This window comes from Pseudoalteromonas sp. GB43 (assembly GCF_054923805.1).
Genome location: NZ_JBPCHJ010000001.1, coordinates 2,205,753 through 2,228,825, shown reverse-complemented (window position 1 = coordinate 2,228,825; position 23,073 = coordinate 2,205,753). Strand labels below are relative to the sequence as shown.

Below are 23,073 nucleotides of genomic sequence, written 5' to 3'. Positions count from 1 at the left end.
CAAAAACATTACTCACCCACAACTGTCACGCGGCTGGTTTGCTGTGCGTTTAAACGGGTGCGTAGCGCAACTTTTGTATTGTTATCAACCTTCACAGGCTCGGCATAAGTTTGCCAGCTTTGGCCGTTGTCTAGGCTGTATTCAATGCTCAAATAAGCAAATGCGCTGTTGGCATACAACTTACCATTTTCAATCACACCGCCAGGTACTGGTAAATGCAGATTGATGCCATCTTTAGCTAACTTTTCAAGCTCTTTTAAACCTACAGCACTTGAGAACTCCGCCCAGTCTTTTGCTTGTTTTTTACTATCAACGTTTTCGCCTTCCCAATCAGCTTTGTGCCATGCGCGCTCTGCCACTGACAGAATACGCGGGAAGATCATTGCTAATACTTGCTCTTCAGTACGGATTGTCTCTGACCATACCTGACCTTGCATACCCAGAATGTTCTCTGGCTTTTCAAGTTTAGGTAACGGGCGGCCCACCAACGCTTCTAAATTAACGATTGGCTCACGAGTGCGGGTGTAATCGGCATTGGCATACACGTCATCTGGCATGTAATTAAAGGCTTTTTTAGTATCTGTGTAACGAGTGTCCAGTAATAACCACGCTCTTCAGGGCTTGCTTCGTATGGGTGATCAAAATACAAATGCGTACCGTGTGATAACACCACTTGGTAACCGGCATTTGCTAGGCGGTATGCTCTATCGGCAACGCCCCATTCCCAAATGTTATCCCAAGTATTAACGGTAAAGGTTTTATTAGGGAACTCATCACGTTTAAACGAATTTTCGCGGTCATACATGATGCCATCTTCCCAAATACCCGGAGAAATACCGCGTTTTTCAAGTAAGGTAGCAACACGTTGTGTGAAATAAGGTTTTAAATCAGCCGGGCCAGCTACACCGTTATTAGGATCAGCAAATAACGCCTGACAGATTGGCGAGCCTATCCACGAACCAGCACCAACTTCATCACCACCAATATGCAAGTTCTTTAACTGCACACCTGCTTCGCGGTACATCTGCTGAAGTTCATAAGTTACTTTATCTAAAAATGCGTAGGTAGAGTCCATACACACATTCATTGAGTTATCTTTGTAGTTTTGTACCGTCATGTACACAGAGGTATCTTTAGGATCGGTAAGCAAGTATTGCGTTGCTGGCCCCATATCTATGTGTTGAATTTCTTTGTTTGCAGAGCGCGTTTTAATATTGTTTTTAGCGGCTTTCTCAGCTTCTTCTAACATGTTGTGATAACGTGCTTCCATCGCTTTGATTGAAGCACGCGCATGACCTGGCCCTTCAACTTCAGGGATGATTTGAATGTGGCGGTCTTTCGCAAACTTTAATAGCTCAACAAACTCATCACGTTTCAAATAACCATTACCTGAGCCTGATTTAAACGGTCCAGTGCCAAGTTGAGTTAATAAACACTCGCGCTCTTCTAAATCAAAGCAGCGATAGCCGCCAACGTCGGTAAGCTCTGGTAGACCTGGGATCTCAAGTCGCCAGCCTTCATCTTCTGAAAAGTGCCAGTGTAGCTTATTCATTTTATAGCGAGCCATTTGCTCAACCAGCTTGAACATTGCCTCTTTGCCATGATAGTTACGACCATTATCGTAATGCATACCACGCCAACCATAACGCGGTGAGTCTTCAAGTTCTAACTGCGGTAAGCTGGCACTGCCTTGGCTATTTGCTGGAATGAGGTTTAATAAGCTTTGCATCGCATAAAACACACCGGCGTTATCGCTACCTACAATGGTGATCACTTCATCATCAATCTCTAGAGTGTAGCTTTCTGCTTTTGCATTATTGAGTTTAGGGTCAACTTTTAAGCGTATTACTTTGTCTTTGCCGACATTGATATGATCAGGCTGTGCTTTAAGGCTAATGCCATAGTCATCTTGTAAGTCTTGCATAAACACCATAACTTCGTGTTTCAGCTGACCTTGATAACTGATTTGCCAATTATTGTTTAGCGTCGCACTGCCACGGTTAAAATCGACTTTACGAGGCTTCGGAATAATACGCTTTAAGGCATCGTCTTTACTAACCGACACCTTATCAGCGTTATTTCGTTCGTACCGTACTTTTGCCGTTGCTAAAACCGATAAATCTTTTGGCTCATTGTAACGGCGTAACTGATTCTCACGGGTAAATGGTGTCACAAACTGTTTAAAGTCTTCAGTGTCGGTGTTGGCAAATACGGCAGGTTTATTCTTACCTGACACAAAAAATGCCCGTGGCATAAAGTCACTGTAAGCAACAATCCACACTTGCGCATCAAACAGTAGCTCTAAGCTTTCACCTGCAGCTAAACCTTTAAATGAGCTCGTTGGTACGATGCGGTGCAAGTCACCATTAACGTGTTCAATGTTTAAGCCCGCAACATGCTCAGTTGAGATTTTACGAACTGAGTGGATATAAAGCTGCCAATCGCTCTCGCCTGCAGGTAACGTCACATTAGAGCCATTGTTGAGGGTAATTTTTCCTAAAAAGCCCGCATCTTTATTACGAAAGTTATCTTCTACCGAAAATAGCAGTTCAGTACCTTTCGCAAACTGATCAACTTGCGATTGAGTTAATGCTGCACTTGCCATTAAAGGCGCAGTCGCTAGCATTACCGCGAATAGTGACTTTTTAAAACCCATTACTTTCTCCTCGTTTAAGCCCTGAGTGTACGGTATTTCTGCGTACTATTTTTCATTTTTGTTAATAATTCGTTCCTATCATATAAAAACTAAAATGACAGCGCTATCATTTTGTGAAAAATAAAGGTGAGGAGTTTGAAGCTTTAAGCCGTAAGCTGTAAGTTTGAAGCCGAATTTTGTTGTTTGTTGGTAAGGCGTTAATCCATCGAAAGAGTGTTGAATATAAGACGCGCCAAGCAAGCGTGACGCCTACGTGGTAGGAGGCGTTTTAACGCCGAATAGATTTGACCTATTCACGGCTAAAGCCGTTCCTACGAGGTGCGAGGTATTGTAGGCGTGAAATTTATTTCGCGCGATGTCTTTGGATTTGCCGTCAGGGTGTTGAATGTAAGACGCGCCAAGCAAGCGTGACGCCTACGTGGTAGGAGGCGTTTTAACGCCGAATAGATTTGACCTATTCACGGCTAAAGCCGCTCCCACGAGGTGCGAGGTATTGTAGGCGTGAAATTTATTTCGCGCGATGTTTTTGGATTTGCCGTCAGGGTATTGATGTAAAACGCGCCAAGCAAGCGTGACGCCTACATGGTAGGAGGCGTTTTAACGCCGAATAGATTTGACCTATTCACGGCTAAAGCCGCTCCTACTCGGTGCAAAATATTGTAGGCGTGAAATTTATTTCGCGCGATGTTTTTGGATTTGCCGTCAGGGTATTGATGTAAAACGCGCCAAGCAAGCGTGACGCCTACATGGTAGGAGGCGTTTTAACGCCGAATAGATTTGACCTATTCACGGCTTTAGCCGTTCCTACGAGGTGCGAGGTATTGTAGGCGTGAAATTTTTTTCACGCGCACTTATAGCTTATAGCTCAAACCTTAACACAAAGATACTTCTCTTCTAGGTACTCATCTAGACCTTGGTGGCCGCCTTCTCGGCCTAAACCAGACTGTTTAACGCCGCCAAATGGCGCTACTGGGTTTGAAATAAGGCCTTCGTTAATACCTATCATGCCGTATTCAAGTGCTTCGCTTACGCGATAAACTTGCTTGATGTTTTCACTATAAAAATACGCAGCTAAACCGTAAGGTACGTCGTTCGCAAGCTGAAGTACTTCTTGTTCGTCATCAAAAGCGATGATGCTGACTACAGGACCAAACACTTCATCATGATAGATATCCATCTCTGGTGTCACATCAGTTAAAATTAATGGCGCTTGAAAGCTACCTTCAAGTTCGCTGTTATCACCGATTAACGATGCACCTTTATCAACCGCATCTTGCACAAGCGTTTGAACTTTCTCTTTTGCTTTAGGGTAAATTAATGGGCCGATATCTACCCCGTCATCTAGACCATTACCTACCTTTAACTCAGCTACTTTGTCTGTGAGTTTTTCGAGCACCGTTTCAAGCACTGAGCGCTGAACAAAAATTCGGTTAGCGGCAACACAGGTTTGCCCTGCATTTCTAAATTTAGCCCCCATAAGGCCTGCAACAGCTTCATCTAAGTCGGCATTTTCAAAAATAATGAACGGGGCATTGCCGCCAAGTTCCATCGATGTTTGTTTAATGGTTGAAGCGCACTGCGATAGTAACTGCTTACCTACACCGGTTGAGCCTGTGAATGTGAATTTACGCACACGCTCAGACTCAGTCATGATCTCACCCACCATTTTTGCGTTTTCAGAGACAACCACGTTCAGTGCTCCTTTTACAAAACCAGCTTTATCAGCAAGGTAGGCTAAGGCAATAGCGCATAATGGCGTATGCTCCGAAGGTTTAATCACAAAACTACAACCCGCGGCATAAGCGGGTGCCACTTTACGGGTGATCATGGCAATCGGGAAATTCCAAGGGGTAATACCTGCCACCACACCGATTGGCTGCTTTATCGTCGTTAAACGATGCTTGCTGTCAGTGGCAGGGATGGTGTCGCCATAACTGCGCTTTGCTTCTTCGCTAAACCACTTAATAAAGCCCGCACCATATTCCACTTCGCCCAAGGATTCTTTTAAAGGCTTCCCCTGCTCTTTAGTCATTAACTCAGCAAGCTGTTGCTTGTTCTCAATGACTAAGTCGTACCAACGGCGCAATGTTTCACTGCGCTCGGTTGCTGTTGTTTGCTTTAGTTTGCCAAATGCCTCGTCAGCACTTTTTAAAGCCAGCTCAACTCCTGCTTCATCAATATCAGAGACATGGGTGATTGCCTCTGCAGTTGCGGGGTTATCTACACTAAAACGCTGGCTCGTAGAATAAAAGTCACCGTCGATAAACGAATCAGAAAAAACCAAATCAGACATAGAACCTCCAAGTAAAAGCTATCAGCTATCAGCTATCAGCTATCAGCTATCAGCTATCAGCTATCAGCTATCAGCTATCAGCTATCAGCTATCAGCTATCAGCTATCAGCTATCAGCTATCAGCTATCAGCTATCAGCTATCAGCTATCAGCTATCAGCTATCAGCTATCAGCTATCAGCTATCAGCTATCAGCTATCAGCTATCAGCTATCAGCTATCAGCTATCAGCTATCAGCTATCAGCTATCAGCTATCAGCTATCAAAAACATAAAACCTGAGAGATCAATGTAAAGCTATTTCAGTTCATTAACACAAAGAACTAAACCTCTATCTCGATCTGCTAAAAACTGACGGCTGAAAGCTGACAGCTCTAAAATAAAAAAACCGCTGTAGAGACCAAGCAACTACAGCGGTTTTTACGAAATCAAAGCCGTTAAAAATTAATGCTCTTCATTAACGATATTGAGATTATACTTTGGAATTTCAACCACTAAATCTTCATCTTTGATCACCGCTTGGCAACCTAGGCGTGATTCAGGCTCAAGACCCCATGCTTTATCTAGCATATCGTCTTCAAGCTCATCACTCTCATCTAAAGAGTCAAAGCCTTCGCGAATGATTAAGTGGCATGTTGTACATGCACATGATTTTTCACAAGCATGTGGAATGCTAATACCATTTTTTAGTGCAACATCTAATACAGTTTCACCTGTAGGAGCTTCAATAGCAGCGCCTTCTGGGCATAACTCTTCGTGTGGAAGAAAAATAATTTGTGGCATACCTTACCTCGTTAAACTTCGTCTACTGACTGCCCTTGCAGCGCTTTTTTGATTGATGCATCCATTCTGCGAGCAGCAAATTCGCTACTTGCATTGTCTACAGCTTCAATCGCTGCTTTAATTTCTGCAGGTGTTGTTGCGCTTTCGCGTACGGCAACAAGTTTAGCAATTTCTGCTTTTAACGCACCTAATTCTTGTTCATCAAGTAATGCACTGTCGGTTGCCAGTGATGCTTCAAGCGCTTCAACAACACGTAACGCTTCAACTTGCTGCTCTTTAAGCATACGCGCTTGCATGTCGTCTTTCGCGTTAGTCATTGACTCTTTAAGCATGTTTGCAACTTGATCATCCGATAAACCAAATGATGGTTTGACTTGAATTTCAGCTTGCACACCCGTTGATTTTTCCATTGCCGATACACTTAATAGGCCATCAGCATCTACTTTAAAGGTTACGCGAATATGCGCAGCACCGGCTGCCATGACCGGAATACCTTTTAAGCTGAATTTAGCCAACGAACGACAATCGTCAACTAGCTCACGCTCACCTTGTAATACATGCAGTGACATAGCCGTTTGACCATCTTTGAAAGTGGTAAACTCTTGTGCACGTGCTACGGGGATCGTGGTGTTACGTGGAATAATTTTTTCAACCAAGCCACCCATGGTTTCAAGACCTAGCGACAGTGGTAATACGTCTAATAGCAACATGTCTGAATCTGGCTTATTGCCAACCAGAACATCTGCTTGTAATGCCGCACCGAGTGCAACTACGCGATCTGGGTCGATAGAAGTCAGTGGCTCTTTATCAAAAAATGCAGCAACTTGAGAGCGTACAATTGGCATACGAGTCGAGCCGCCAACCATAACAACTTGCAGTACTTCTTCGTTCTCGATACCCGCATCTTTTACGGCACGGCGACAAGAACGTAGTGTTTTCTTCACAAGGCTAAGAGCAAGCTCATCAAACGTTTCGCGGGTTACTTCAACTTTGTGGCTTTGACCATCAAACTCTAAACCAACATTTACAGTTTGGTATTGGCTTAGTGCTTCTTTACATGCTTTTGCTTTATTGATGAATAAACGCAATACCGATGCAGAAAGCTCGCTCACACCGGTTTGTGTTTTAAAGTATTCAACTAATAGCGAGTCAAAATCGTCACCACCAAGGCTTGAGTCACCGCCTGTAGCAAGCACTTCGAATACGCCTTGGTGTAAACGTAAAATAGAAATATCAAAGGTACCGCCACCTAAATCGTATACGGCGATAATACCTTCTTGGTTTGAATCAAGACCATAAGCAACAGCCGCAGCTGTTGGCTCGTTTAATAAACGTAATACCTTAATACCAGCAAGCTCGGCAGCATCTTTGGTGCTTTGACGCTGAGCATCATCAAAATAAGCTGGCACAGTAATAACTGCACCTAAGATATCTTGACCTGCAAAGCTGTCTTCTGCACGTAATTTTAATGCTTTTAAAATTTCAGTCGATGCAGTAACAGGGCTAATTGCACCCGCAACCGTGCTGATTGCTAATGAGCCATCATGCTCACAAAATTCGTACGGCAGTTGACCATAGCTTTTTTCGATTTCAGCCTGAGTTTTACCTAAAAAACGCTTAACCGAGATTAGTGTGTTTGCAGGGTCTTGAGTAGCAGCTGCAGCCGCTCGCTCACCAACCACAATACTATCTGCTTGGTATTGAACAACCGATGGTAGCATCGCATTGCCTGCTAAATCAGTCAGTGTGCGCGCTTCGCCGCTTTGCACTGTTGCAACTAACGAGTTAGTTGTACCAAGGTCAATACCGACTGCTAATTTGTGCTCATGTGGTGCCGCGCTCTGCCCCGGCTCAGCAATTTGCAATAATGCCATAATGCTCTTTTTAAACTCTTAAATAGCTGTTGTGTAACAACTAACGATTAATCATCAAATAAACTGTCTTCAATACGCTCTAGTTCATCGCGTAACTTATAAACAAACTTCAATTTACGAATATTGTCAGCGGCAGCTTGCCATTGTTGCTCATCATTACTCGCCAGCTGAGCGGCTAATTCACTGCTGTATTGTTTATCGAGCTGTTTAATTTGCGCTTCAAACTGGGCAATTGCTGCATCAGGATCTGCGGCATTTTCAAGTTCTTCTAATTCTTCACGCAGCTCCATTTGCTGCATTAAGAATAGCGGGTCTTGCAATGTTTGTTGCTCGGCGCGAATATCTACACCAAGCTCGCTTAGCATGTACTCAGCACGTTTTACCGGGTGTTTTAAAGTTTGTAATGCATCATTGATTTCTGCTGCATTTTGCACAGCAAGTAATTTGTCACGGCTGCTAGAGCTTGCGTGGCGATCTGGGTGAACTGCACGTTGCAGCTCAAGGTAGTGTTTATTAATAGTCGCTAAATCAATGTTGTAATCTACTGGAATTGCAAATAACTCAAAGTAACGCATTACATAATCCAACTCGGTAAACAGGAAAGAACAAAGCCCTACATAGGCAGGGCTTCAAGCAAAGAAAGTTTTTTAAGCTTAAACGGTGAAGCTTTCGCCGCAACCACACTCATCGGCTTGGTTCGGGTTGTTAAATTTAAACCCTTCGTTCAAACCTTCTTTGGTGTAATCAAGCTCAGTACCATCAATGTAGACTAAGCTTTTGGCGTCAACGATCACTTTCACACCACGGCTTTCAAAAATTTCGTCGCCGTCTGCTAACTCATCAACAAACTCAAGAACATAAGCAAGACCTGAACAGCCCGTCGTTTTAATGCCAACGCGTAGGCGTTAATGCCTTTGCCGCGATTTGCTAAAAATGATTCTACGCGGTTTGCTGCCGCATCTGTCAATGTCACTGCCATGAATTTATCTCTTACTTCGCTTGTTTGCTTTTGTAGTCAGCAATTGCTGCTTGAATCGCGTCTTCTGCTAAAATTGAACAGTGAATTTTCACTGGCGGTAATTCAAGCTCAGCACTGATATCAGTGTTTTTGATTGTTGCAGCTTCATCTAATGTTTTGCCTTTGACCCACTCAGTTACAAGTGAAGAAGAAGCGATTGCGCTACCACAACCATATGTTTTGAATTTTGCATCTTCAATTACACCTTCTGGTGATACTTTGATTTGCAATTTCATTACGTCACCACATGCTGGTGCACCCACCATACCTGTTGCAACTGACGGATCATTTTTGTCTAAAGCACCCACGTTACGTGGATTTTCAACATGATCGATTACTTTATCACTATAAGCCATAATACTATCCTCACTACCTGCTAGCGGCGGCGATCACTGATTAGTGATGCGCCCACTCAACTGAATCTAAATCAATACCTTCTTGATGCATTTCCCATAGAGGAGACATCTCACGTAAACGGCCGATCGAGTTTTTGATTAGTTCGACGGTGTAATCAATCTCTTCTTCAGTCGTAAAGCGGCCAATGCTGAAACGAATTGAGCTGTGTGCTAACTCGTCATTACGGCCTAACGCACGTAGTACATAAGAAGGCTCTAAGCTTGCTGAGGTACAGGCAGAACCTGATGAAACAGCAATGTCTTTAACAGCCATTAATAACGACTCACCTTCAACAAAGTTGAAGCTGATATTTACAATACCTGGAACTGAGTGACTTGGTTCACCATTGAAGTAAACTTCGTCCATATCAGCCATGATGCCATCAATCAGACGCTTACGAAGTGCGCTGATGTGTGCATGGTCTTTTTCGAAATCTTCTTTAGCGATTCTAAATGCCGCACCCATACCAACTAATTGGTGAGTAGCTAGTGTGCCTGAACGCATACCACGCTCATGACCACCACCGTGCATTTGCGCTTCTAAACGTGCGCGAGGCTTACGACGAACATAAAGTGCGCCTACACCTTTCGGGTCATATACTTTGTGGCCAGAGAACGACATGAAATCTACTTTTAACTGTTGCACGTCGATAAGTACTTTACCTGCGCTTTGTGCAGCATCTACGTGGAACATAATTTTGCGCTCACGGCACATTTCGCCGATTGTCGCGATATCTTGGATAACACCTAGCTCGTTATTTACGTGCATTACGCTCACAAGTACTGTGTCGTCACGCATTGCAGCTTCAAGCTTTTTAAGGTCAAGTAAACCGTTTTCTTCAACGTCCATATAGGTTACTTCGAAACCTTGACGCTCTAGTTCACGACACGTATCAAGCACTGCTTTGTGCTCTGTTTTAACAGTGATAACGTGCTTGCCTTTCTTCTTATAGAACTGCGCAGCACCTTTAATTGCTAGGTTGTTTGATTCTGTAGCACCTGAAGTGAAAACAATTTCACGCGGGTCAGCGTTGATCAGATCAGCAATGTCTGTACGTGCTTGATCAACGGCTTCTTCTGCTTGCCAACCAAAACGGTGTGAGCGTGATGCAGGGTTACCAAAATTACCGTCCATAGTCAGGCATTGCATCATTTCTTTTGCCACACGTTCATCAACAGGCGTGGTTGCTGCGTAATCTAAATAAATCGGTAACTTCATTTCTCTCTCCGCTTTCGTCAAGCTACAGTTGACAGCTTACTTGAATGTTTTCCAGTTGCTTAATTGCATTGTTGATGCTGTTATCTTGGCGCGATGCGACTTCTTTCACATCTGACTTTTCCACCAATTCAGCAAGGGTAATACTATTTAAAAACTCTTCGATACGTGCGCTTAAGTCCGACCATAAGGTATGAGTCAAACAACGCATGCCGCTTTGGCAGCCACCCGTTGCATTATGGCAACGTGTTGCATCAACAGACTCATCAACGGCGTTAATCACATCGCCGACAGAAATTTCGTTCGCTTCTCGACCTAGTAAATATCCGCCACCTGGGCCACGCACAGAGGTCACAAGGCCGTTTTTACGTAAACGGGCGAATAGTTGTTCAAGGTAAGATAACGAAATCTCTTGGCGTTCAGAAATATCGGCAAGAGGCACTGCACCCACATTTGTATGTAGTGCAACATCCAACATGGCGGTTACTGCGTATCTGCCTTTTGATGTTAACTTCATGGAGCCCCCGATGTTACTGCACGCTAAGGTGTGCAAATTTTAATTACCAGACCAAAATAGTCAAGTATTATCACTTGATAAAAATTGATACTTACCATTGATAAAACCGAATACTTGACAAAAACAGTCAAGTACTGGGTACATTGTAATTACCTGAGTAATTTAGTCAAGTATTATACTTATAACCTGTGATTATTTAATAGACTTATTGATAGAGGTAAGAATACCGCGTAAAATGTTCATCTCAGCTTCTTCTGGACGTGCGCGGTTAAATAAGCGACGTAGTTTAGTCATCACCATGCCAGGGTGTTGCTTGATGATAAAACCTGTGTCGTTTAGCGTTTGCTCTAAATGCTCGTAGAACAGCTCAGTTTGCTTTGCATTTGGATAGGTTGCTTCGTCTTCTTCTTGTACTTTTGGCTGTTTGTTTAAATACGCCATACGTGTTTCGTAACACAGCGTTTGCACGGCCATTGCTAAATTTAGTGAGCTGTATTCAGGGTTTGCAGGAATACATACGTGGTAGTTACATTGTTGTAGTTCTTCGTTCGTTAAACCACTATTTTCACGACCAAACACGAGTGCAACAGGGCCATGTTCAGCCTCAGCCACTAACTTTTCACCACATTCACGCGGCTCAACCATAGGCCAAGATAAAGTACGTGAGCGTGCGCTGGTACCAATTGTTAAGCCACAATCAGCAATCGCGTCTGCCAGTGTATCAACAACCACTGTTTTACCTAAAACATCTGTTGCACCGGCTGCAAGCGCACTCGCATGACTGTCAATTTCACATGCAGGATCAACAAGATATAAATTTGATAAGCCCATCGTTTTCATAGCACGTGCCGCTGAGCCAATATTACCAGAATGTGATGTGTTAACTAATACGATACGAATATCATCAAGTGTCATTGCGTTGTTACTTACTGAAAGTCAAAAATTGCGGGGATTATAACATAGCTATCAGCTATCAGCTATCAGCTATCAGCTATCAGCTATCAGCTATCAGCTATCAGCTATCAGCTATCAGCTATCAGCTATCAGCTTCGATCTTATGCATAAGAGATGTCAACATTTTTGATAGCTCTTCCGTTTCACTCACCCAAGCTCTACCGATGGCAGCATCAATATATTTAATCTCAATTCCGATATAAATTTGCGTTCGTGTTTCTGCTATGGACGATCTTGATATATCTAAAAAACGCACCCGTTCTTTTTTGCTGATTCTCACCATACCTTCTGCGATGTTACTCGGTATTGATAAACCAGAACGTGTGAGTTGATTGCGAAAACCAAAATCATTTAGATCTGTCGTTTCTTTGTAGATTTCAGCACTTAATCTTGCTGATCGCTTCCATACCTCTAATTTTTCAAAATTCATACTTGCATCCTTTTAAGTATAAAAACTTTATATAGGCACGAATTTTTCAGAATGCAAATTTCAAACTGACGGCTGACGGCTGACGGCTGACGGCTGACCACTAACCCCTTCTTCTGAAATTAAATCAATAACAAAATCAGAATCGTACAAAAAACAACCTAATTTATTCGAGTTTATTGTTTACTTTACGCTAGAAATCGCTAGAATACGCCGGCTTAAATATATTCGTTCTTTTACAACCCAAAGGTAATGCTATGCATCCAATGTTAAACATTGCGGTTCGCGCTGCGCGTAACGCAGGCAAAATTTTACTTCGCGCAAGTGAAGACTTATCAAAAGTTGATGTACAACAAAAAGGCACTAACGACTTAGTGACTAACATCGACAAAGAAGCTGAAGCCGCAATTCGTGACACTATTTTAAAATCTTACCCAGATCACACTATCGTAGGTGAAGAGCTAGGTGAGCATAAAGGTAAAGATGCAGATTACCAATGGATTGTAGACCCTCTTGATGGCACAACTAACTTCATCAAGGGTATCCCTCATTTCGCAGTATCTATTGCACTTAAAGTTAAAGGTCGTTTAGATCAAGCTGTTATCTATGATCCAATCCGCGGTGAATTATTCACTGCTTCTCGTGGTCAAGGCGCACAGCTTAACAGCAAGCGTTTACGCGTAACTAAAACTAACGAATTAGCTGGTTCTGTACTCGCAACTGGTTTCCCATTCAAACAAAAGCACCACTTAGACGCATACTCTGAAGCGTTTAAAGCACTTTTCGTGCACACTGCTGATATCCGCCGTGCAGGTTCTGCTGCATTAGATATGGCTTATGTTGCAGCGGGTCGTGTTGATGGTTTCTTTGAAATTGGCCTTAAGCCATGGGACACAGCAGCAGGCGAGCTTTTAGTTAAAGAAGCTGGCGGTATGGTTGTTGATTTCGCAGGTGGTATTAACTATAACCAAAGCGGCAACATCATTTGTGGTGCACCTAAGTTAACTCAAGCGATCATTCGTGAAATTCGCCCAGTGTTAACTGAGTCACTACTTCGCTAATAGCGGTTGTAATGAAAAAATGCAAAAAAGGAGCTAAGGCTCCTTTTTTTGTGGCTGAAAATAATCGTTGTCGAGTTTTATCTCTATGACTTCACCTTCTTTAAATGGCAACTTAGCTAAGTCTTCAGCAAAGTAACTGGCAAATAATTGCTCAAATTCGCCCGAGCTTTTCATCATGTTGAGCCCTTTTAATAATACCTCAGCTAGTTCAGGCTTGTGGTTACTGACAAAAAAGTAAAATGCTGTTGGATAACTAATATAAAGGTTAGGCACTATAACCAGCTCGTCACTTTTGATTTGTTCCATTTCAGACATGACTTCAATAAACGAACGTGGAAAATAATCTACTCGCCCTCTAATCACTAAGTTAAACATCGCTTGATAATTTGCCAGTGACCTGACTGTTAAGCCGTTTTGCGCAAGGATTTTTGTATCAGGCCAATCATGGCCTTGAATGGCACTAAACTGCGCTAAATCTTGTTTCGTTTTTACATCTTTAAAACGCGGTAGAAACGCTCGTTTAGTGAGTAATGCGCGTTTACCAATGTAGCCTTTAAAAAGAGGTACTTTGACTGCTATTGCAAGGTGTTCTCGCTCGGGGCTTGTCATACTCCAAAACACATCGGCCTGCTTTTCATCGAGCATCAGCAAAGTGCGCTGTTGATGAGGGTGAACCAGAACTTCGTTGATTTCTGCTTGATAATTACTGGCGCGTAAAGCCGCTGCCAGCAATTCATGAAGGTAATAATCGCGTTTATAAAGTGGGCGTTGTTCAATCGCTAAATTGACCACATTTTTAGCTTCTGTGGTAAGGCTGTATCCTAGGCTTAGCAATACTAGGATTGCACTACATAGTCGCTTCATTGTTATTTTGTTTATTGTGTTTTTTTTAAGCTACACCCAGTTAAACAGGGACACAAGTAAAATTAAGCAAACTTAAAATTTCTTCATGAGCGGGCAGATATCGCTTCATCTTTATGGCTGCTTAAACGTACCACTGCGGGGGCTGGTCGGCTACGTTTACATACAAACAAGTGGCTACTCTGATAACGTTTGGCCTCTTTTTTCGCATCAGTTGCCAGCGCTGCGACTTGGTGGCTGTTAATACATAGCTCTAAATCAGGCTTAACTAAACCAATTGATAATGTAAGCAGTGGCACAAACTGCTTTTTACCTTCTCGATTGCTTGCCCAATAACCCCCTTGCTCAATATGTTCTGGTGTGAAAAAGGCCCGAGACTGCAGCTCAAACTTACTAATAATGTTATGGCAAACTTGCTCTGCATCATTTTTATCAAACACCACCATAAAGTCATCACCGCCAATGTGCCCGACAAACCCTTTGCTAGTACTACAGGCCTCGACGATGACTTCAGCAAGTAATTTTATAACGCTGTCACCACTGGCATAACCGTACAGGTCATTGAATTGTTTGAAGTGGTTTAAATCAACGTATGCGAGTGAGAACGGATAGTTATTACGAAGTCTCAGCTCAATTGCTTCGTTAATCGCGACATTACCCGGCAGCATAGTCAGCGGGTTGGCATGTTGTGCATGGCGGATTTTTTCTTCGGTAATGTGTTTTAAGATATTACGCAATGGCGCCAAACCTAAGTATTCACCATTTCGAGTGATCACAATATGGCGTCGAATATCAAACTCAAACTCGGTAATTTGCTGACTCACCGTATCGAGTAACTCGTTTTCGTCAACGATTAACGGCTGTTTATCCATTAAAGAAGTAACTGGCTGCTTATCATAAAGTGCATGGCCATAGGGAGCAGCAAACACTTCAGTGAGTTGATCTCGGTGTAATAAACCAACAGGAATATTGTGCTCTAATACGGCAAGACTAGTTAGCGTTTTATCTTGCTCAAAGATACTGTGGGCATCTTTACAGCGGGTTGTTGCTTCTATGCTGGCGTGCTCGACTGCCAACCAACCAATCGCCATAGACTGCTCAAAAGTATTGCTATTATCTGATGACTCTAAGTGCTTTAAGCAGTGAATATTTATTTCGTAACTTGGCTGTAAGCTCGGCCTTTCAAGTAAAAAGCCTTGTGCATGTTGCACACCTAAGCTTTCGAGTAAACGAAGCTCCTCTGCCCGTTCTATGCCTTCTGCTATCACTTGTGTATTGGTTGCTTTTGCAAGCTCTATAATTGACTTTAAAAACTCTTTTTTAACCACACTCTGATCGCAGTGGTCGATAAAGTAGCGGTCTATTTTTACAAACTCAGGGCATAGCTCAGACCACTGCTTTAAGCCCGAATAGCCAGCCCCTAAGTCATCAATGGCAATCGAAAAACCTAACTCACGATAATGAGCAATGGTTTTTAACAATAAAAAGCCATCATCGACTTTTTCTTGCTCTGTAACTTCAATTACTACCCGGTTAGTTGCAAGGCCAAAGTGTTCAACTAGGTGTAATGTTTCACCTTTAGGATGGCAAGGGTCGAGTAAGGTTTTAGGGCTTACATTTAAGAATAACTTGCCTTGTAAATTGAGTTTCACAAAGTTCTCAATTGCTCTACTGCGGCAAAGTAGCTCCAATTCAGAGATCTTATGGCAAGCAATTGCTGCGCTGAATAATGCACTCGGCATTTCTAATTCAGACCCTTTTGGGCCGCGGCTTAATGCCTCATAGCCCAAAATATGTTGATTAGAAATATCAAAGATAGGTTGAAACAAGGTCTCAATTGCACTGTTATCTAAGATTCTGCTGTAGTTGTGCGTTCACCTTACACCTAGCGTTAGTAATACAAATAGGTGGGTAAATTATCAACCTTGTATGACAATTTTATGGCAAGGCTATGACGAGTGCAGACTACTCAATAGCGGTGATGAGCTCAAGTTGCTTAATGCGGGCAAAACTATCAGTCATTTTTAATTTAGCATTTTGGTAATCACTCGTAGCTAAATCAGCTTGTTGCGCTAATTTATAAACTGCAAGTGGATTAAGTAATAACTGCTGTGCGTGATAACAACTTGGCGCCGCAAACTCAGGTAGTTCTGGCTCTACATTAATTGTCATTTCATTCTGCAATGCATCTGCGTCATCACTTTGTTGTTGAAACTCGGTTGCGTCTGCCAGCGCATGCAAACTTGCCTCACACTCTGGCAATTGTGCTTTTAGGTTTAAAAACAAACCTGTTGATGAAGTAATTAACTTGAACGTCAGGTCTTGTAATTGCTGAGCAGCTGATTGGTTTTGTAGTGCCTCTACAACTTGCCAAGCTAAACCTTGGTAGCTGTCGAACTGCTGCTGAAGTGTTACCTCAGGTGTTTGCTGTACTTCTGTCTGTTTTGGCTCTGGCTTATCTTCACAAGCACTGAGCATTAAAAGTATAAACACGCTAAACATCAGGTGTTTCATAATGTCTCCGAGAGTATAGTTAGACTCGTTTTTAAAAATCATAAACAGCTGTAAAACTGTCACTTGTTACCAATTTAGTCAGTTTAGTCATACCAAGACTTACCTCAGCAACAGTGCTTCTGCTGTTAGTTCATTTGTAATGAGACTATTGATCATTCCTGATTCGATTGCTCCTGCAATGGCTGGCACTTTACTGTCACCCGCAGCAATCCCAATAACACGTTTATCATTTGATGGAGAAAGTACCGCACTCGTCACGCGATTATTTATTTCTGATTCGACGAGATGACCTTCACTATCGAAAATCCAGCTAATTACTTCACCTGTTGCACCAATAGCGTCAAGCGCAGCTAGTTCATGCCGAGTAACAAAGCCGTCTAAATGAAGGGGAGAATTTATTCCTAAATCTCCAACACCAACAAATGAAACATCCGCTTGTGATGCCAGTTGATGTACATTTTTAACATGCGTTAATTGCTGCCAACCTGCTTTATCAGCTTCAGATTCTGCTATAACTGGAACTGGCATAGGGAAATGTTGCGCACCAACCCTTTCTGCAACATGAATAGCTACTTCATAGCGACTTGCTGAGCCATCCTGAGCAATATTTCCAACTAAAGATACAATACGATGGTGTGGGCATTGCATCGTAGGTAGCTCTTCTGCGCATGCGCGCAACACTCTTCCAGTACCAAACGCAATGATTTTTGCATGGCGCTGCTTTAGTTGTCTTTCAATTTCTGCGGCACCCGCTTGAGCCAAGCCAATGGTAGAATTAATATCGTTACTCTCGCTAGGCACCACTTCACAACTAAGCAAACCGTATCGATTTTGTAGCGCATCAGCAAGCTCCATACAGCGTCGAATTGGATGTTCTAATCGTACTTTTATTAACCCTTGAGATACTGCTAAAGCAACAAGCCGTTGCGCAGATTGGCGAGACGTATTAAGTTGCTTAGCTATTTCATCTTGTGTTTTACCAGCAACATAGTAGAGCCAGCCAGCCCTTGCTGCTTCCTCTAATTTTTGATTATCATTGCTAGGAATTGAAGCCATTTTATACGCCTGTTTGAACAATAAATGAGGTAAATGATTAGAAAAATCAGCTATTCAGCGGCTATTCTATACATAATCTGTCATGAATAACAATTTTAGGGTTCACACTCTAAACTAACAAGACACCTTACTAAATTTTGTTAAATATTAGTGAGGTGCCTATGTATTTCACAAAGAGACAATAACCGCAAGCCCTTCTCAGCGGCACAACAAAAGTCGTGCACTCGCTGCCAAATAACGTCGGTTTAAGCTTTAACTAAAAATTTAAACTTAGCTGCAAACCTGCAATCATTGCATTCTCAGCATCATTATCACCATTAGGGTCGATGATATACTGAATACTAGGCATTAACTGTATTGCTGGGGTAACAACATAGTTATAATTTAACTCAATCGGGTACTCATGATCCCTAACGAGTACTTCATCATCTGAAAAATTCGCGTTATAAAAGCGCTGAGCGTCACTAAGCTCATTACTGACACTGTTTCTGACCACAGCAAAACCAATACGGTCGTGTGGTCTACTAACAAAAGGTGTATCAATATATCCGCCAAAAGCCAAAACTTCGCCTATAGCGCTGACACTTTGATCTGCGTGAATCATACTCGCAAAGATACGTAAGCCGCCTCCAGAACTATTTCGAGTTAGCTGTTGTTCAATATTAAAATAAAATGCATTATCAGTATCTTCTATAGCGACCATATCACTTGTCGTGCCAGCAGGGTAACCCGCATTATTGACTAATTTAGTTTTATCTAAACTGCTGCGGACAACGCCAAATCGATAATCTCCATCTAACCCATTCTTGTATTGGCGTTTATATTCCAACTCACCTACCAAGGTCGTGCCGTTAACCTCCCCTGATGTTGTTAATTTTAACCCTTGATTTAATGACATGGTTGCAGGGTTTGCATCATAACTGCCTAGTTTAAAAAGTAAATTATCAGTGACTTTGTATGTTAGTTGCACGCCTAGTGCACTAAGGGGGTCACCATACCAACTACTACTCAAATAATTGGATGAGCCACCACTGCAAAATGTTAGGTGCTGAAAGGCACAACTCATGGCAAAAAAATCAGCACTTGGGTAAATTCGACCCACTTTAATGCTAAGTTGATCTTCAAATAAATGCTGAGTTAGAGAGAATTGAGTTAAACGCGTTACATTGCCACGACCATAAATTTGTTGCGACTGCAGCAAAACTGGCAGGTTTGCTTTTTCATTAATAAGCTCGCCATTACGGTTGGTAAGCTCCACCTTAAATTCGGCACCCGACCAATTAAGCAATTTTTCTAAATTAAAGTAGCCACCGGCAAAAAACTGATTGGCATAAGCCGTTTCTGTACTTTCTCCCCCTTTTAAGTTGTGAGCTGTTTGACTGAAGTAGCCTAAGCGAACATCCACACCTTGTTCTGCTTGCTTATCTCTTGCCCCTAACCAACCGCCACTTAGATGGCTGTGAACATCAAAACTTTCATCTGCATAACCTGACTGAGAATACAGCAACATAATGGCTGCGATAGATTTAAGCCGAGCGACGTTTAAATAGCGTTCACTTTCCCCTTTCCATATACGATAAAACTTTGGCTGTTGATTTGTGTTCATATGCGTGTTCTCCATTTTAATTTGCCCTAGCTGATCAACATCTTAGTATTCAACGCCCAAGAAAGAGCAAATGACATAAATATGAGCATATTCCTAACGCAGAATATATTTGTCAACATCAAAAAATAGAGCTCAAATTCTAATTAAAAGAAATTAGAATCTGTGAAAGAGAAATTAAAATGGATAAAACTAATCCTCTTTCATATGAACACCATTTCAGGAAAAATCAAACACCAGCATAACTAATTAAAAAATAACAACTTTATCAAGATTGATTTAATGAAGCTTTAACTCCAGAACAAGAGCAATTACTTCGACTTATTAATGACAATCAGCCGGTTAAATAGACTGATTCATTAACATTGACAAATAGCAATCAAAATAGGATTATGCCCACGTGCAACCCATTTGCCCAAACAGGAAGATTTACTTTATGTAAATACTCAATGACAACAATCATGGGCGTGTTGATTTTTGAAATTTTCTATTTATCTAATAAAAAGTTTTAGTGTTAAACAATGAACACACAAATAAAGATGCAGTTAAGCTATTTGCTTACAAATCAGCATGCCTAAAAAGTACTGGGATCGTTACTTATGAATACTAATCATAAAGACCTAAACCATATAGAAGAAGAGCAATTACCTATTGCAAAACATAAGCTCAAAGGATGGAGACATTTTTTAGGTTTATACGCAGGAGAGCATGTTGCTGCTACTGAATTTGTATTTGGCGCAACCTTTGTCGCACTTGGCGCAACCATGACGGATATTCTGCTTGGCTTGCTACTTGGTAATATTCTCGCCGTGCTAAGCTGGACACTAATCACCACCCCAATTGCTGTTGATACACGCCTGAGCCTATATACGTACCTTCAAAAAATAGCAGGAAACTCAATGACTCGGTTATATAACTGGGCGAATGTCATAATCTTTACGGTTATTTCTGCTGCTATGATCACCGTTTCTGCAACGGCTGTTCGCTTTGCACTTGATATTCCCGCGCAATTAAATTGGTATCCAACAAACGCATGGTTTGTCATGGTCGTTCTTGCCGTAGGCATTATCGTTGTATTGGTTGCTATGTATGGTTTTAACGCTGTATCGCAATTCTCAGGTATTTGTGCTCCGTGGTTATTTGTTATGTTCATCAGCGGTCCATTAGTACTCATGCCTGAACTTGCCAATTCGGTCATTGGTGAAACCTCTGTCTCGAGTTGGGGAGACTTCATGCACATTGGCAGTGTCTCTGTATGGACTGGGTTAGATGCCAATGGTGAGCCAGGCATAGGGCTATTAGAAGTCATTGGTTTCTCTTGGGCAGCAAACACCATCACTCACTTTGGTTTAATAGACATGGCTCTACTGCGTTACGCGAAGAAAAAAAGCTATGGCTTATGCACATCAGCCGGTATGTTATTTGGTCACTATATCGCTTGGATCTCTGCAGGCATTATGGGTGCGGGTACAGCAGTTTTGGTGAAAAAGTCGATTACTGAGCTAGATCCTGGCGATGTTGCGTTCCATGCACTTGGGTTATCTGGGTTAGTTATTGTTATTGTTGCAGGTTGGACTACAGCAAATGCAAACTTATACCGAGCTGGTCTTGCTGCACAAGCTATATTTAGTAACCTTTCGCGTACCAGAACGACATTTTTAGTGGGCATTGTTACTGTTTTAATTGCTTGCTTTCCATTTGTATTTACTAAGCTACTGCCACTTCTTACATACGCAGGACTTTTAGTCGTACCTGTTGGCGCTATCGTTTTTGCTGAACATTTTTTATTTCCAAAGATAGGTCTAACTCGTTATTGGGTCACCTACAAAAAGCTTGAGCATAGCTCTGCGGCTGTTATTGCGTGGGCACTTGGCCTAGTGTTCGGATTTACACTAAACGCGATCAATATAATCCCATTCTACTACCTTTTCTTACCAACTTGGGTATTCAGTATTGTCGTATATATTTTATTAGCAAAACGAAATGGCGCTGCGCAGAAGTATCCTGAAGAAGAAGCAGAGCTAGCTAATTTTGATAAAAAAGTAGAAAGATTTCACGCCGAACAAGCAGCCAATGAGCCAGCATTTATTCTTGATCAGCGCCTGTTAACCAAAGTACTCACTGCGGTTGCTTGGTTAAGTCTAGGTGTTACTGTGGTGCTAGCAGCAAATGCCATGTTCAACTCACCAGATGTTGCTTCCTATGAACACAATAGAACGTTATTTTTCAATAGTGGATTCGCTTGTACCATCATTTACTTCGCGAGTGCGTATTGGGCTATGCAGCGTAAAAAACAATTTTCAGCCGTTTAACTGCTCGGGGGCAAAACATGAGCGCACTTTCTTTAAATAACTCAACACTGAGCTCTTTTCCTACATCTATATCAGTGCCGCGTTATAACCGACAATCACTAAAAGCTGGGATTGTCCATGTTGGTGTGGGCGGGTTTCACCGCTCTCATCAAGCTTTCTATACTGATAACTACATCAACCATACTGGCGATCTAAGTTGGGGCATTTGCGGTATAGGCTTACGCGAGGCTGATCGGGCTATAAAGCAATCTTTAGAAGCACAAGATTATCTGTACTCCCTATTGGTAAAGCACCCAAATGGCAAAACTGATACGCAAATAATTGGCTGTTTAACCGATTTTCTCTTAGCGCCAGATGATCCAGAAGCTGTTATAAATAAAATGACCGCTGAGGAAACCCAGATTGTTTCATTAACAATAACCGAAGGGGGTTATAACTATGATCCATCAACCGGCGAGTTCGATTTTTCAAACCCCGATATACAACATGACTTAGCAAACCCAAACAAGCCAAAGCTGATTTTTGGCTACCTTGCTGCTGCTTTAGATCGCCGCAGAAAGAGTGGTCAAAAACCGTTTACAGTTCAGTCTTGTGATAATGTTCAACACAACGGTGATGTCATACGAAAAATGTTAGTTACTTACATTAATTCATATGACTCAGAGCTTGCTGATTGGGTCGCAAATCAAGTTAGCTTCCCTAATGCAATGGTCGACCGTATTACGCCTGCAACCACAGATAAAGATATTGCTCTAGCAGAACAGCTGGGAGTGATTGATTCATGGCCTGTCACGTGTGAGCCTTTTCACCAATGGGTCATCGAGGATAAATTTTGTCAACAACGCCCAGCTTGGGAGAAAGTAGGTGCGCAAATAGTCAATGATGTAACGCCTTATGAAACCATGAAAATTCGCTTATTAAATGCAAGCCATACTGTTATGGGAATACTCGGATCTTTGCGTGGCTATCAAACCATAGAGCAAACAATTTCAGATCCCTTATTTGCTACAGTGGTAAGCAACTTCATGGATAACGAAGTAACACCGATTTTAGATGACGTACCTGGTATTGATCTAAGTGATTATAAGCGAACACTGATAGCTCGATTTGCAAACCCTAACATCAAGGATAGCCTTGCACGAATTTGCTCTCAAAGCGCAAGTAAAGTCTCCACCTTTTTAGTACCTACGATAGTAGAGAACCTTAAAATTGGTGGGAATGGTGCGATTGCTAATTTAGTAATTGCAGCTTGGTGCTTATACAGCGACACGCATTCGTCTCAACAAGGTCAGCCTTTAGAGGTTATCGATGATATGGCTGAAACATTACAGCAGGCTGCTCATGCATCACGCATTTCACCACTTGCTTTTCTTGAGCAACCGAGCATTTTCGGCTCAATTATTGAGAACGAGTCATTTTGTAATGAATATAAATATTACATCAGCCAACTCTATGCGGGAGTGGCAATTGAGCAGATTATGGAGGCGGTGTTAAGTAGTTATAAGGCCAAGTAGTATCAGGCAGAGTAAGTTTAAAA

At 42.1% G+C, this 23,073-nt stretch carries 17 protein-coding genes and 2 pseudogenes; 3 read left to right on the top strand and 16 right to left on the bottom strand.

From position 1 onward, the window contains the following. Nucleotides 1-8 precede the first annotated feature (8 nt). From ACRWSG_RS10665 to ACRWSG_RS10615, 11 genes and pseudogenes are all read right to left on the bottom strand, one after another. A pseudogene (locus ACRWSG_RS10665) lies at nt 9-2,656 on the bottom strand (family 20 glycosylhydrolase). Nucleotides 2,657-3,521: 865 nt separating this feature from the next. Next, entirely contained in the window at nt 3,522-4,949 is a 1,428-nt protein-coding gene (locus ACRWSG_RS10660; protein ID WP_462166235.1) for an NAD-dependent succinate-semialdehyde dehydrogenase, read from the bottom strand. 440 nt (nt 4,950-5,389) lie between these two features. Next, nucleotides 5,390-5,728, bottom strand: coding sequence for an ISC system 2Fe-2S type ferredoxin (gene fdx, locus ACRWSG_RS10655; RefSeq protein WP_054552505.1), 339 nt, complete (start codon nt 5,726-5,728; stop codon nt 5,390-5,392). Between the two features lie 11 nt (nt 5,729-5,739). After that, nucleotides 5,740-7,602, bottom strand: a complete 1,863-nt coding sequence (gene hscA / locus ACRWSG_RS10650; RefSeq protein WP_462166233.1) for a Fe-S protein assembly chaperone HscA — start codon at nt 7,600-7,602, stop codon at nt 5,740-5,742. 47 nt (nt 7,603-7,649) lie between these two features. Beyond that, nucleotides 7,650-8,177: a co-chaperone HscB gene (hscB, locus tag ACRWSG_RS10645; RefSeq protein WP_054552503.1), complete on the bottom strand. Its 528-nt coding sequence runs from the start codon at nt 8,175-8,177 to the stop codon at nt 7,650-7,652. A 78-nt stretch (nt 8,178-8,255) separates the two neighbouring features. Then, nucleotides 8,256-8,581: pseudogene (gene iscA / locus ACRWSG_RS10640) on the bottom strand (iron-sulfur cluster assembly protein IscA). Nucleotides 8,582-8,592: 11 nt separating this feature from the next. Beyond that, a complete protein-coding gene (iscU, locus tag ACRWSG_RS10635; protein WP_054552501.1) occupies nt 8,593-8,976 on the bottom strand; it encodes a Fe-S cluster assembly scaffold IscU in 384 nt (127 codons plus the stop codon). Nucleotides 8,977-9,016: 40 nt separating this feature from the next. Beyond that, entirely contained in the window at nt 9,017-10,234 is a 1,218-nt protein-coding gene (locus ACRWSG_RS10630; protein WP_462166232.1) for an IscS subfamily cysteine desulfurase, read from the bottom strand. 22 nt (nt 10,235-10,256) lie between these two features. After that, nucleotides 10,257-10,748 carry a Fe-S cluster assembly transcriptional regulator IscR gene (iscR, locus tag ACRWSG_RS10625; RefSeq protein WP_054552499.1) on the bottom strand — a complete coding sequence of 164 codons (492 nt, stop codon included), beginning with the start codon at nt 10,746-10,748 and terminating at the stop codon, nt 10,257-10,259. 192 nt (nt 10,749-10,940) lie between these two features. Then, nucleotides 10,941-11,663: a tRNA (cytosine(32)/uridine(32)-2'-O)-methyltransferase TrmJ gene (trmJ, locus tag ACRWSG_RS10620; protein WP_054563546.1), complete on the bottom strand. Its 723-nt coding sequence runs from the start codon at nt 11,661-11,663 to the stop codon at nt 10,941-10,943. Nucleotides 11,664-11,784: 121 nt separating this feature from the next. Beyond that, the gene (locus tag ACRWSG_RS10615) at nt 11,785-12,132 is read right to left on the bottom strand and encodes a four helix bundle protein (RefSeq protein ID WP_054552497.1); all 348 of its coding nucleotides are present in this window, start codon (nt 12,130-12,132) and stop codon (nt 11,785-11,787) included. 254 nt (nt 12,133-12,386) lie between these two features. On the opposite strand from ACRWSG_RS10615, the gene suhB reads away from it, so the two are divergent. Beyond that, nucleotides 12,387-13,190, top strand: coding sequence for an inositol-1-monophosphatase (suhB, locus tag ACRWSG_RS10610; protein ID WP_054552496.1), 804 nt, complete (start codon nt 12,387-12,389; stop codon nt 13,188-13,190). Between the two features lie 33 nt (nt 13,191-13,223). On the opposite strand, the gene ACRWSG_RS10605 is transcribed toward suhB, so the two are convergent. The 5 genes from ACRWSG_RS10605 to ACRWSG_RS10585 form a co-directional block, all read right to left on the bottom strand. Beyond that, entirely contained in the window at nt 13,224-14,054 is an 831-nt protein-coding gene (locus ACRWSG_RS10605; RefSeq protein ID WP_462166231.1) for a substrate-binding periplasmic protein, read from the bottom strand. 83 nt (nt 14,055-14,137) lie between these two features. Beyond that, nucleotides 14,138-15,889 (bottom strand): EAL domain-containing protein, encoded by a 1,752-nt coding sequence (locus ACRWSG_RS10600; RefSeq protein WP_462166929.1) that lies wholly within the window; start codon nt 15,887-15,889, stop codon nt 14,138-14,140. Between the two features lie 127 nt (nt 15,890-16,016). After that, a complete protein-coding gene (locus ACRWSG_RS10595) occupies nt 16,017-16,565 on the bottom strand; it encodes a hypothetical protein (protein ID WP_194442144.1) in 549 nt (182 codons plus the stop codon). A gap of 99 nt (nt 16,566-16,664) precedes the next feature. Then, a complete protein-coding gene (locus ACRWSG_RS10590) occupies nt 16,665-17,621 on the bottom strand; it encodes a sugar-binding transcriptional regulator (protein ID WP_138616872.1) in 957 nt (318 codons plus the stop codon). Nucleotides 17,622-17,877: 256 nt separating this feature from the next. Beyond that, on the bottom strand, nt 17,878-19,227 hold the full coding sequence (locus ACRWSG_RS10585; protein ID WP_462166230.1) for a carbohydrate porin: 1,350 nt from the start codon (nt 19,225-19,227) through the stop codon (nt 17,878-17,880). 596 nt (nt 19,228-19,823) lie between these two features. Here ACRWSG_RS10585 and ACRWSG_RS10580 point away from each other — a divergent pair. Together ACRWSG_RS10580 and ACRWSG_RS10575 are read left to right on the top strand one after the other, a co-directional pair. Next, a complete protein-coding gene (locus ACRWSG_RS10580; RefSeq protein ID WP_462166229.1) occupies nt 19,824-21,536 on the top strand; it encodes a purine-cytosine permease family protein in 1,713 nt (570 codons plus the stop codon). 17 nt (nt 21,537-21,553) lie between these two features. Then, on the top strand, nt 21,554-23,050 hold the full coding sequence (locus tag ACRWSG_RS10575) for a mannitol dehydrogenase family protein (RefSeq protein ID WP_462166228.1): 1,497 nt from the start codon (nt 21,554-21,556) through the stop codon (nt 23,048-23,050). The last annotated feature ends 23 nt before the right edge of the window (nt 23,051-23,073 follow it).

Bases quoted from the DNA above. Each gene is read 5' to 3' on its own strand.
- ACRWSG_RS10660 (WP_462166235.1), bottom strand. From the start codon at position 4,949: ATGTCTGATTTGGTTTTTTCTGATTCGTTTATCGACGGTGACTTTTAT.
- ACRWSG_RS10590 (WP_138616872.1), bottom strand. From the start codon at position 17,621: ATGGCTTCAATTCCTAGCAATGATAATCAAAAATTAGAGGAAGCAGCA.
- fdx (WP_054552505.1), bottom strand. From the start codon at position 5,728: ATGCCACAAATTATTTTTCTTCCACACGAAGAGTTATGCCCAGAAGGC.
- suhB (WP_054552496.1), top strand. From the start codon at position 12,387: ATGCATCCAATGTTAAACATTGCGGTTCGCGCTGCGCGTAACGCAGGC.
- ACRWSG_RS10585 (WP_462166230.1), bottom strand. From the start codon at position 19,227: ATGAACACAAATCAACAGCCAAAGTTTTATCGTATATGGAAAGGGGAA.
- iscU (WP_054552501.1), bottom strand. From the start codon at position 8,976: ATGGCTTATAGTGATAAAGTAATCGATCATGTTGAAAATCCACGTAAC.
- hscA (WP_462166233.1), bottom strand. From the start codon at position 7,602: ATGGCATTATTGCAAATTGCTGAGCCGGGGCAGAGCGCGGCACCACAT.
- iscR (WP_054552499.1), bottom strand. From the start codon at position 10,748: ATGAAGTTAACATCAAAAGGCAGATACGCAGTAACCGCCATGTTGGAT.
- ACRWSG_RS10615 (WP_054552497.1), bottom strand. From the start codon at position 12,132: ATGAATTTTGAAAAATTAGAGGTATGGAAGCGATCAGCAAGATTAAGT.
- ACRWSG_RS10605 (WP_462166231.1), bottom strand. From the start codon at position 14,054: ATGAAGCGACTATGTAGTGCAATCCTAGTATTGCTAAGCCTAGGATAC.
- hscB (WP_054552503.1), bottom strand. From the start codon at position 8,177: ATGCGTTACTTTGAGTTATTTGCAATTCCAGTAGATTACAACATTGAT.
- trmJ (WP_054563546.1), bottom strand. From the start codon at position 11,663: ATGACACTTGATGATATTCGTATCGTATTAGTTAACACATCACATTCT.
- ACRWSG_RS10630 (WP_462166232.1), bottom strand. From the start codon at position 10,234: ATGAAGTTACCGATTTATTTAGATTACGCAGCAACCACGCCTGTTGAT.
- ACRWSG_RS10580 (WP_462166229.1), top strand. From the start codon at position 19,824: ATGAATACTAATCATAAAGACCTAAACCATATAGAAGAAGAGCAATTA.
- ACRWSG_RS10595 (WP_194442144.1), bottom strand. From the start codon at position 16,565: ATGAAACACCTGATGTTTAGCGTGTTTATACTTTTAATGCTCAGTGCT.
- ACRWSG_RS10575 (WP_462166228.1), top strand. From the start codon at position 21,554: ATGAGCGCACTTTCTTTAAATAACTCAACACTGAGCTCTTTTCCTACA.